The organism is Erythrobacter sp. CCH5-A1, assembly GCF_001557115.1.
Taxonomy (GTDB): domain Bacteria; phylum Pseudomonadota; class Alphaproteobacteria; order Sphingomonadales; family Sphingomonadaceae; genus Erythrobacter.
Window position 1 is genome coordinate 1 of sequence record NZ_LSKQ01000196.1, and the last position, 9,237, is coordinate 9,237.

The 9,237-nt window shown below is 66.1% G+C and carries 14 protein-coding genes; 10 read left to right on the plus strand and 4 right to left on the minus strand.

Annotation, left to right across the window (positions count from 1 at the left end; genetic code table 11):
* Positions 1–86: 86 nt before the first annotated feature.
* The gene (locus AX708_RS11565) at positions 87–1,523 is read left to right on the plus strand and encodes an aldehyde dehydrogenase family protein (RefSeq protein ID WP_066528495.1); all 1,437 of its coding nucleotides are present in this window, start codon (positions 87–89) and stop codon (positions 1,521–1,523) included.
* A gap of 101 nt (positions 1,524–1,624) precedes the next feature.
* Here AX708_RS11565 and AX708_RS11570 read toward each other — a convergent pair whose 3' ends face one another.
* Entirely contained in the window at positions 1,625–2,053 is a 429-nt protein-coding gene (locus AX708_RS11570) for a hypothetical protein (RefSeq protein WP_066528494.1), read from the minus strand.
* Positions 2,050–2,265 (minus strand): hypothetical protein, encoded by a 216-nt coding sequence (locus AX708_RS11575; RefSeq protein WP_066528493.1) that lies wholly within the window; start codon positions 2,263–2,265, stop codon positions 2,050–2,052. Before AX708_RS11575 ends, AX708_RS11570 begins: the two co-directional genes overlap by 4 nt.
* A 123-nt stretch (positions 2,266–2,388) precedes the next feature.
* Between AX708_RS11575 and AX708_RS11580 the strand changes: the two genes are divergently transcribed.
* The 3 genes from AX708_RS11580 to AX708_RS11590 are packed head-to-tail and all read left to right on the plus strand — an operon-like array spanning position 2,389 to position 4,225.
* Positions 2,389–3,069 (plus strand): S24 family peptidase, encoded by a 681-nt coding sequence (locus AX708_RS11580; protein ID WP_066528491.1) that lies wholly within the window; start codon positions 2,389–2,391, stop codon positions 3,067–3,069.
* A gap of 11 nt (positions 3,070–3,080) precedes the next feature.
* A complete protein-coding gene (locus tag AX708_RS11585) occupies positions 3,081–3,524 on the plus strand; it encodes a hypothetical protein (protein WP_197426020.1) in 444 nt (147 codons plus the stop codon).
* 59 nt (positions 3,525–3,583) lie between these two features.
* Positions 3,584–4,225, plus strand: coding sequence for an MBL fold metallo-hydrolase (locus AX708_RS11590; protein ID WP_066528489.1), 642 nt, complete (start codon positions 3,584–3,586; stop codon positions 4,223–4,225).
* A 161-nt stretch (positions 4,226–4,386) separates the two neighbouring features.
* Here AX708_RS11590 and AX708_RS11595 read toward each other — a convergent pair whose 3' ends face one another.
* A complete protein-coding gene (locus AX708_RS11595) occupies positions 4,387–4,716 on the minus strand; it encodes a metalloregulator ArsR/SmtB family transcription factor (protein WP_066528488.1) in 330 nt (109 codons plus the stop codon).
* 90 nt (positions 4,717–4,806) lie between these two features.
* Between AX708_RS11595 and AX708_RS11600 the strand changes: the two genes are divergently transcribed.
* Positions 4,807–5,709, plus strand: a complete 903-nt coding sequence (locus AX708_RS11600; protein WP_066528608.1) for an acyl-CoA desaturase — start codon at positions 4,807–4,809, stop codon at positions 5,707–5,709.
* On the opposite strand, the gene AX708_RS11605 is transcribed toward AX708_RS11600, so the two are convergent.
* Positions 5,706–6,101 carry an MAPEG family protein gene (locus AX708_RS11605; protein WP_066528487.1) on the minus strand — a complete coding sequence of 132 codons (396 nt, stop codon included), beginning with the start codon at positions 6,099–6,101 and terminating at the stop codon, positions 5,706–5,708. The genes AX708_RS11600 and AX708_RS11605 overlap by 4 nt on opposite strands.
* A 222-nt stretch (positions 6,102–6,323) precedes the next feature.
* On the opposite strand from AX708_RS11605, the gene rpmF reads away from it, so the two are divergent.
* From rpmF to AX708_RS19950, 5 genes are all read left to right on the plus strand, one after another.
* Positions 6,324–6,500: a 50S ribosomal protein L32 gene (gene rpmF / locus AX708_RS11610; protein ID WP_026092120.1), complete on the plus strand. Its 177-nt coding sequence runs from the start codon at positions 6,324–6,326 to the stop codon at positions 6,498–6,500.
* Positions 6,501–6,536: 36 nt separating this feature from the next.
* Positions 6,537–7,622, plus strand: a complete 1,086-nt coding sequence (gene plsX, locus AX708_RS11615) for a phosphate acyltransferase PlsX (RefSeq protein WP_066528485.1) — start codon at positions 6,537–6,539, stop codon at positions 7,620–7,622.
* An 11-nt stretch (positions 7,623–7,633) separates the two neighbouring features.
* Positions 7,634–8,599 (plus strand): beta-ketoacyl-ACP synthase III, encoded by a 966-nt coding sequence (locus AX708_RS11620; RefSeq protein WP_066528483.1) that lies wholly within the window; start codon positions 7,634–7,636, stop codon positions 8,597–8,599.
* A gap of 141 nt (positions 8,600–8,740) precedes the next feature.
* Entirely contained in the window at positions 8,741–9,040 is a 300-nt protein-coding gene (locus AX708_RS11625) for an integration host factor subunit alpha (RefSeq protein WP_197426385.1), read from the plus strand.
* Between the two features lie 19 nt (positions 9,041–9,059).
* A partial coding sequence (locus tag AX708_RS19950) for a MerR family DNA-binding transcriptional regulator (RefSeq protein ID WP_156454569.1) occupies positions 9,060–9,237 on the plus strand: 178 nt, incomplete at its 3' end.

The window sequence follows — 9,237 nt, forward strand, 5'->3', positions numbered from 1 at the left end:
AGGGGTTAGGGGTGGGCGCGGCGCGCGCTGCCCTTGCTTTCCCACCCCCGGCCCCTCCCGCAAGCGGGAGGGGGGAAGGACGCGCGATGAAACTGAAGGACACCTACCCCCTCTATCTCAACAACAAGGCGGTGCAGCCCAACACCGATCTCGAGGTGACCGACAAATACACCGGCGAGGTCGCCTTCCGCACCGCGCTCGCCACGCCCGATGTGATCGAGGAGGGCATCGCCGGGGCCGTGCGCGCGGCCGAGCCGATGGCGCGGCTTGCCTCCTACGAAAAACAGGACGTGCTGATGCACTGCGTCCGCCGCTTCCGCGAGCGCTACGATGAACTCGCCTATGCCCTGTGCGTCGAGGCGGGCAAGCCGATCAAGGATGCCGAGGGCGAGGTTACGCGTCTGATTGACACCTTCCGCATCGCCGCCGAGGAGGCGGTCAGGAATTACGGCGAGGTCCAGCCGCTCGACATCTCGCCGCGCGCGAAGGGCTATCAGGGGATGTGGAAGCGCGTTCCTATCGGGCCGTGCAGCTTCATCAGCCCCTTCAACTTCCCGCTGAACCTCGCCGCGCACAAGATCGCGCCCGCCATCGCGGTCGGCTGCCCCTTCGTGATGAAGCCCGCGTCGAAGACCCCGCTGGGCGCGATCATCATGGGCGAGGTGCTGGCCGAGTGCGATATCCTGCCCGAGGGCGCGTTCAGCATCCTCCCCGCCAGCCGAGACGGCGCGGACCTGTTCACCGAGGACGAACGGCTGAAGCTGCTGTCTTTCACCGGATCGCCGGGGGTGGGCTGGGACCTCAAGGCCAAGGCGGGCAAGAAGAAGGTCGTGCTCGAACTGGGCGGCAATGCGGCGGTGATCATCGACCGCGATGCCGACCTTGCCGACGCATTGGAGCGGGTGATTTTCGGGGCCTTCTACCAGTCGGGCCAGTCCTGCATCGGGGTGCAGCGCATCCTGATCCACGCCGATGTCTACGACGCCTTCAAGGCGATGCTGGTCGAGCGCGCGGGCAAGCTCGTCGCGGGCGACCCCAAGGACCGCGACACCTTCATCGGTCCGATGATCTCGGACGGGGAGGCCAAGCGCCTCAAGGGCTGGATCGACGAGGCGGTCGAAGCGGGCGCGACGCTGTTGTGCGGCGGCGGCCTGTCGCGCGGCAACATGCTGGAGGCGACGCTGCTCGAGAATGTGCCCGCGGATGCCAAGGCGAAGAACGAGGAAGCCTTCGGGCCGCTTGCGATCCTCCAGAAGTTTGACCACTTCGACGAAGCGCTGGAGGAGGTCAACAACTCCAGGTTCGGCCTTCAGGCAGGCATCTTCACCCGCGACCTGTTCCAGATGTTCGATGCCTGGGACCGGCTCGATGTAGGCGGCATCGTCATCAACGACGTGCCGAGCTACAGGGTCGACAACATGCCCTACGGGGGCGTGAAGGATTCAGGCCTGGGGCGCGAGGGCATCCGCTTTGCCATGGAAGACATGAGCGAGATCCGGAATCTGGTGATCCGCAGGACCTAGAAATCTTCGTCTCCCCGGCCCCCGAGCCGGGGCCCCGCTTTCTTCCTCGAAGTAGGAAGGCAACGGGGTCCCGGGTCAAGCCCGGGAAGGCTTAATTGCGCTTACCCCTCCTCCAGCAGCAGCAGAACCGCCGTCACTTCCAGCCGTTCCATCGCGCCGAAGCGGTGATCGACCTTTGTGATCGTCGCGTCGGCGACCAGCTGGCGGGGAATCGCGAACTCATGATCGGGCAGGCGCTCGATCAGCTCTTCTCCCGCCGCGACCGCATCGGCGCCGCAGAATTCGAGCACCACCTCGTGCCGCGTGCCCGAAAAGGTGATCGAGGCCCAGGCCTTCTCCTCGTGGGCGAGGACCGTGCCGGCGCCCCCCGTGATTTCCATCAGGCCGCTGCGCACCCGGTCCGCAAGCGTGCGGCGCTGGCGCAGCGCGGCGGGCGCGCCGACAGCCAGCGGGGCGGACTTGACCTCGACAGCCGCGAAGTCGGCGGTGAGGTGGGCGAAGGGATCGCGCAGGCTTTCGGTCAGCATCATGCCATCTCCCCCGGCTTGGTGAATTCGGTCTCGGCCGCTCCGGCCGCGTAGCCCTGCATCCACGCACGGGTGCGCATTTCGGTGTCGCGGCGCGGCGTGCGGCCCATGCGCAGGTCGAGCACGAAGCGCGGGTCATGGGCAGCGAGACGTCCGAACTTGGTGGCGGGCAGATTGTGTGTCCTCAGGAAGGTTTCGATGGACCTTAGCAGCATGGTTTTGCGTCCCTCAAATTGCTGATCTGGGCGATTCGCACCGGGCGACTCGCCCGATGTTCCTGATTTGTTTCACTACATTTCCTACTTGTCTAGGAAAAATCCTTCGTATAGGATATTTCCATGGCTGAGATCCTCCAAAACGCCCGTGAAATCCCCGATGGCCCCCGTGCGCGCCTGCTTGCCCTATCGCAGGCGAGGGGAGTGAGCCTTGCCGCGTTATCCGAGTTGCTCGGGCGCAATCCGTCCTATCTGCAGCAATTCATTCGCAAAGGCAGTCCCCGTAAACTGGAGGAAGAAGACCGCGCCACGCTCGCCCGCTTCCTCGGCGTGGGCGAGGAGGAGTTGCGCGAGGCGCAGGAAAATTCCTACGTAAAACTACCTAGGCAGCGGGATGAAGCCGAATGGGTGGAGGTGCCCCGCCTCGATCTCGGTGCGGCTGCCGGAGCAGGGCGGGTGCCGGGGGGCGAGGCCGCCTTCGACATCTTCCGCTTCTCGCGCCGTTGGCTGGAAGAACAGGGCCTCGCCCGCGCCGAGCTCTCCGCGATCCGGGTCGAGGGGGACTCGATGGAGCCGCTCCTCAACGACGGCGACGAAATCCTCGTCGACCGCGCGCCGCGCGCGTTCAGGGATGGCATCCATGTGGTGCGTCTTGGCGAGACGCTGATGGTCAAGCGCGTCGCCAGCGCCGGACCGGGGCGGGTGGCGCTGCTGTCGCAGAATTTTGCTTATCCGCCTGTGGAGGTCGCCGCCGAGGAGGTGGAGATCATCGGACGGGTTGTGTGGAAGGGGGGGCGGGTTTAGTCGCGCCGCCCATGACCGATCTCGCCAGCGACCACGCCATCGCCGCTCACGCCGCAAAGGTGCAGGCGGCGTGTTTGCCCAAGGTCGAATGGACCCATGCAGGCCATTTCGCCTACGCGCTCTGGTGCCTGCGCCATGCGCCCGACAGCGCGACGCCGGAGGCAATGCGCGAGACCATCATGGCGCTCAACGATGCGCACGGCACGCCTAACACCGACAGCGCAGGCTACCACCACACCATTACCATTGCCTCGCTCCACGCCGCACAGGCGGTGCTGGAGGCGCATCCCGGCGCGCCGCTCGGCGACGTCCTTGCGGCGCTGATGGCGGGGCGGTTCGGGCGTTCAGACTGGATCCTGGATCACTGGTCGCGCGAGGTGCTGTTCACCCCCGCAGCGCGGCGCGACTGGATCGCGCCCGATCGCGCGCCGCTCCCGACCGCGCGCTTTGGGTGATTGCATTTGGCGGTAGCGAGCGGCATTTGCGGGGTATGACTGACCAGCCCCAACTCCCCATGCGCGCCGCGATCATTCCGGTGACGCCGCTCCAGCAGAATTGCTCGCTGATCTGGTGCACCAGGACCATGCGCGGGGCGCTGGTCGATCCGGGCGGGGACTTGGACAAGCTCAAGGAAGGCGTCGCCAAGGCGGGCGTTAGCCTCGAAAAGCTGCTCGTCACCCACGGGCACCTCGACCATTGCGGGCAGACCGGGATGCTGGCGGACGAGCTGGGCCTGCCCATCGAGGGCCCGCACGAGGATGACCGCTTCTGGATCGACCAGCTCAATGACGACGGCCCGCGCTGGGGGATGGTCGCCAAAAGCTTCACGCCCACCCGCTGGCTCAAGCACGGCGACACGGTGACGGTGGGCGAACTGACGCTCGATGTGATCCACTGCCCCGGCCACACCCCAGGCCACGTGGTGTTCTTCCATGAACCCAGCCGCTTCGCGATCGTCGGCGACGTGCTGTTCCAGGGCTCGATCGGCCGCACCGATTTCCCGCGCGGCAATCACCAGGACCTGATCGACTCGATCACCCAGCGCCTCTGGCCGCTGGGCGAGGACGTGATGTTCATCCCCGGCCACGGCCCCACCAGCACCTTCGGGCGCGAGCGCAAGACCAATGCGTTCGTGAGCGATTATATTCTTTCCTGATTGCGACCTCGCCTCCGCGGGATCGTCCTCGGCGCGTCTTATCTGCCCTACCGCTTCGCTGTTTTAGGGCGATAAACCTCCGCTGCGCTACGGGCACCTGCGGGCGGCCGGTCGGCCTTGCGGCCCGTACCTTGGCGGGCCGATGCCAGCGCTAGGTTGACCTAGCCCTCGTCGCGATCCGCACCCTTCGCCGCATCGCTCAGCGCCTTGCTCTCCTTCTTGAGCGGGCGCGAGACCGGGCAGACTTCCTGCACATAGGAATTGAGCGTGTTCGCAAGGTTCTCGCGTACCAGCCGGTAATGCACGAACTGCCCGCGCTTCTCGCTCTCCACCAGCCCGGCATTCTCCAGCACGGACAGGTGCTGCGAGACCGCCGGCTTGGAAATCTCGAATCGCTCCGCGATCTGACCCGCGGTCAGCTCGGATTCCGAAAGGTACGCCAGAATCTTGCGGCGCACCGTCGAGGCGAGGGCTTCGAACACTTTCTGCATGGTCCCGGCATATAAGGGCTTGCTTAAATGCTTTCCAGTGCTATCCAATAATTAAGCGATGCATTAATTATCTACACAATGGAGAGCCCGATGACGCGCGACCGCTGCGAGGTGAACTGGATCGTCGAAACTCCGGGTGCCGATGCGGTGCAGGGTCGGGTGCGCTGGGACCCGGTGATGAGCCTGTGGAACGGCGGCATGCTGCTCGCCGCGCTCGGCCTTGCGCCGTTCTTCACCACCCCCGCCGCTATCGTCACCGGCATCGGCCTTACCGGCGCGATGCTGCTGCTGGGCCATTCGGTCGGCTTCCACCGCCTGCTGATCCACGGAAGCTTCCGCACCCACCCCGCCTTGCGCGGCTTTCTGATCTGGTGCGGGACCGTGGCGGGGATGAGCGGGCCGATCGGGATCGTGAAGGCGCACGACCTGCGCGACTGGGGCCAGCGGCAGAGCGATTGCCACGATTACCTCGCCAACCGCCGGCCGCTCTTGGTCGACGCTATCTGGCTGATGCATTGCCGGCTCGAACTCAACCATCCGCCGCGCTTCGACGTCAGCGCGCTCGAGGCCTCACCCTTCCTGCGCTGGCTCGAGCGGACGTGGATGCTCCAGCAGTTGCCGGTCGCGGGCGTGCTGTTCTGGGTCGGCGGCTGGCCCTTCGTGGTCTGGGGCGTGTTCGTGCGGGTCGCGCTGACGGTGCACGGGCATTTCCTCGTCGGCCACCTCGCGCACCGGCGCGGCCCGCAGCACTGGCAGGTCGCGGAGGCCGGGGTGCAGGCGCATGACGTGCCCTGGGCCGGGCTTCTCACCATGGGCGAGGCGTGGCACAACAATCACCACGCCTACCCCGGCAGCGCGCGCATCGGGCTGCATCCGGGGCAGAGCGACTGGGGCTACGCCTTCATCCGCCTGCTCGAGCGCATGGGCCTTGCCTGGGACGTCTGCCTCCCCGCCGACATGCCCGGGCGGGCGGGCAAGCTGGTGCGGGTCTAGATGATACCGGCCATGATCAGCGCGGCGGCGACCGACAGGCCGAGCAGGGTCAGCAGCGTGGTCATCGTGCCGATGAAGCGCCCCTTCAGCAGCGCGCCGCCGTCCATCCCGAAACCGTGGCCGATGCGTCCCGCGAAATAGACCGCCGCGACCACCCCCAGCCACCAGCTGCCCTTGCCCGACAGCTCGATCACCAGGATCAGCGCGAGCACGAAGGGGGTGTATTCGACATAATTCGCCTGCGAGCGCATCCGGCGCTGCAACGCCTCGCTCCCGCCATCGCCAAGATAGACCCCGGAGGCACTGCGCGCCGCGTTGATCCTGAGCGCCAGCCAGATATTGAGGATGCCAGCCGCAGCAGCGGCAGCGAGCGTTACGGGCAGCACGGTCATGTAGCGATCCCTTCACTATTTCGGCGTTGTGCTACGCCGCGCCAAGGCACCTTGCAACGCGCGATTTTTCCGCTATAGCGCGCCGCTTCCCGCCGCAGCTGGCCAAGGAAAGCGCGCAAGTCTCGTGCTTGTGTGCGCACCCTCCTTGCCGTAAGGGCGGCCTTCGAGAATCGCAGGCGCCCGCCCGGTGCCAGACACGTTATTTGAGGAAATGGTGCGACCATGGCTGTCCCCAAGAGAAAAGTTTCGCCCTCCCGTCGCGGCATGCGTCGCTCGCACGATGCGCTGAAGGTCGAGGCGTTCCACGAATGCTCGAACTGCGGCGAGCTGAAGCGCCCGCACAACATCTGCGGCCACTGCGGCCACTACAACGGGCGTCAGGTCGTCGCCGTCGGCTAAGCCGGTGGCCCTCACGATAGACCGGAGAGAAGCACGATGAGCCTGCCCCGTATCGCGGTCGATGCGATGGGCGGCGATGAAGGCGTGCGCGTCATGGTCGAAGGCGCCGCGCTTGCTCGCCGCGATCACGACAAGTTCAAGTTTCTGCTGGTCGGCGATCAGGCGCGGATCGAAGCCGCGCTCGAGAACCACCCGAACCTGCGCGCCGCCTCCGAAATCCTCCACTGCGACGATGTGGTGGGTGGCGACGAGCTGCCGAGCAAGGCGATCCGCCGCGCCAAGACCACCTCGATGGGCCTTGCCGTCAATGCGGTGAAGACCGGCGAGGCGGGCGCTGCGGTCAGTGCCGGCAACACCGGCGCGCTGATGGCGATGAGCAAGCTTGCGCTGCGTACCATGCCGGGGATCGATCGCCCCGCGCTCGCCGCGATCATGCCGACCCTGCAGGCGCATGATGTTGTCATGCTCGACCTCGGCGCCAACACCGAGGCAGATGCCCGCAATCTCGTTCAGTACGCGGTGATGGGCGCGGCCTATTCGCGGATCGTCAACGGCTTCGACAAGCCGGTCGTCCGCCTGCTCAACATCGGCACCGAAGAGATCAAGGGCACCGAGGAACTGCGCGATGCCGCTGCCATGCTCACCGCCGCCTCGGCCGAAGGCGGGCTGGACCTGCATTTCGACGGTTTCGTCGAGAGCGACAAGATCAACCGCGGCGAGACCCACGTGGTCGTCACCGACGGCTTTTCGGGCAATATCGCGCTGAAGGCGATCGAGGGATCGGCGCGCTTCGTGACCGATCTGCTGCGCCAGGCCTTCACCTCTTCGCTGCGGAGCAAGATCGGTTTTCTCGTCTCGCGCCCGGCGACCGAATTGCTCCGGCATCACCTTGATCCCAACAACCACAATGGCGCGGTATTCCTCGGTTTGAACGGCGTGGTGGTGAAGAGCCACGGCAGCGCCAATGCCAAGGGCGTCGCCCACGCGGTCGCCGTGACCGCGCGGCTGCTCGAGAACAAGCTCACCGAACGGATCGCGCAGGACCTCTCGCGGCTGGGCGAGGGCACACTGCGCCAGAGCGCGCCGACGCCCACCCCCAAGGCCAGCGAGGCCCCTTTGTGAGTCAAGGGCGCGTGAGCGGTTCGCGTGTGCTCGGCACCGGTTCGGCGCTGCCCCGGCGGGTGGTGACCAATGCCGAACTGGCCGAGACCGTCGACACCTCCGACGAATGGATCGTCGCCCGCACCGGCATCCGCCAGCGCCACATCGCGGGCGAGGGCGAGACCACCGCGAGCCTCGCCATCGCCGCCGCGCGCGCGGCGCTTGACGATGCCGGGGTCGAGGCGTCCTCGATCGGCCTGATCGTGCTCGCCACCGCGACGCCCGACAACACCTTTCCCGCCACCGCCACCAAGGTCCAGGCCGCGCTCGGCTGCCAGGGCGGGGTCGCCTTCGATGTCGCGGCGGTGTGCTCGGGCTTCCTCTACGCGCTGGCCACGGCCGATTCGCTGCTCAGGACCGGCATGGCTGCCCGTGCATTGGTGATCGGAGCGGAAACCTTCAGCCGCATTCTCGACTGGGAAGACCGCACCACCTGCGTGCTGTTCGGTGACGGCGCGGGCGCGGTGGTGCTCGAGGCACCCTCGGGTGACAGCGACGGGGTCGGCATCCTCGGCACCAGGCTGCACGCGGACGGCGACCAGCACGATCTGCTCTATGTCGATGGCGGGCCTTCGAGCACGCAGACCGTGGGCCATGTCCGTATGCGCGGGCCCGAGGTTTTTCGCCACGCGGTCGTCAATCTCGCCGATGTTCTCAAGGAAGTGCTTGAGGATACAGGCGTTTCAGTGAGCGAGATCGACTGGGTCGTGCCCCATCAGGCCAATGCTCGGATCCTCGACGCGACGGCGAGGAAGCTCGGCCTTGGGCCCGAAAAGGTGGTCGTGACGGTGCAGGATCACGCCAATACCTCGGCCGCCTCGGTGCCGCTCGCGCTCGATGTCGCGCGCAAGGACGGGCGGATAAAGCAGGGCGATCTGGTGATGCTCGAGGCGATGGGCGGCGGCTTTACCTGGGGGGCGAGCCTCATCCGGATGTGAGGCGCGGGGGCCCGTCCCCTTACTTTTGTTAGGTCAATTGCGGATAACACAACAATCCGTAACGCATCGCTTTGCAATCGTGCCGAAAAATCGTAAGCACCTGCCACCTTTGTTCGGGTCGCGCCGCGAAGGAGAATTCGCATGATGCGTTCGGTTGGCACTTTGACCCGCGCCGATCTGGCGGAAACCATCAACCGCAAGATGGGCTTCAGCCGCGCGGAGTCGCTCGATCTGGTCGAGGCAATCCTCGCCAAGATGAGCGACGCGCTTGCCCGGGGCGAGAACGTCAAGATTTCGGGCTTCGGCAGCTTCGTGCTGCGCGACAAGAATGAACGGATTGGCCGCAATCCCAAGACCGGGATCGAAGTGCCGATCACCCCGCGCCGGGTTATGACCTTCCGCGCCAGCCAGCTGCTCAAGGAACGGATCGCCAAGGGGTGACCGCAAGAGGTGAGGCCAGATGACCGCATTCGATGACGGCAAGGACGAGGGCGCGCTGCGCACCATCGGCGAAGTCAGCGAGGCGCTGGGCATCCGGCCTCACGTGCTCAGGTACTGGGAGGCGCAGTTCCCTCTCCTGAAGCCGCTGAAGCGCAGCGGCTTCAGGAGAGGGAACTGCGCCTCCCAGTACCTGAGCA

Bases quoted from the DNA above. Each gene is read 5' to 3' on its own strand.
- AX708_RS11565 (WP_066528495.1), top strand. From the start codon at position 87: ATGAAACTGAAGGACACCTACCCCCTCTATCTCAACAACAAGGCGGTG.
- AX708_RS11570 (WP_066528494.1), bottom strand. From the start codon at position 2,053: ATGATGCTGACCGAAAGCCTGCGCGATCCCTTCGCCCACCTCACCGCC.
- AX708_RS11575 (WP_066528493.1), bottom strand. From the start codon at position 2,265: ATGCTGCTAAGGTCCATCGAAACCTTCCTGAGGACACACAATCTGCCC.
- AX708_RS11580 (WP_066528491.1), top strand. From the start codon at position 2,389: ATGGCTGAGATCCTCCAAAACGCCCGTGAAATCCCCGATGGCCCCCGT.
- AX708_RS11585 (WP_197426020.1), top strand. From the start codon at position 3,081: ATGACCGATCTCGCCAGCGACCACGCCATCGCCGCTCACGCCGCAAAG.
- AX708_RS11590 (WP_066528489.1), top strand. From the start codon at position 3,584: ATGCGCGCCGCGATCATTCCGGTGACGCCGCTCCAGCAGAATTGCTCG.
- AX708_RS11595 (WP_066528488.1), bottom strand. From the start codon at position 4,716: ATGCAGAAAGTGTTCGAAGCCCTCGCCTCGACGGTGCGCCGCAAGATT.
- AX708_RS11600 (WP_066528608.1), top strand. From the start codon at position 4,807: ATGACGCGCGACCGCTGCGAGGTGAACTGGATCGTCGAAACTCCGGGT.
- AX708_RS11605 (WP_066528487.1), bottom strand. From the start codon at position 6,101: ATGACCGTGCTGCCCGTAACGCTCGCTGCCGCTGCTGCGGCTGGCATC.
- rpmF (WP_026092120.1), top strand. From the start codon at position 6,324: ATGGCTGTCCCCAAGAGAAAAGTTTCGCCCTCCCGTCGCGGCATGCGT.
- plsX (WP_066528485.1), top strand. From the start codon at position 6,537: ATGAGCCTGCCCCGTATCGCGGTCGATGCGATGGGCGGCGATGAAGGC.
- AX708_RS11625 (WP_197426385.1), top strand. From the start codon at position 8,741: ATGATGCGTTCGGTTGGCACTTTGACCCGCGCCGATCTGGCGGAAACC.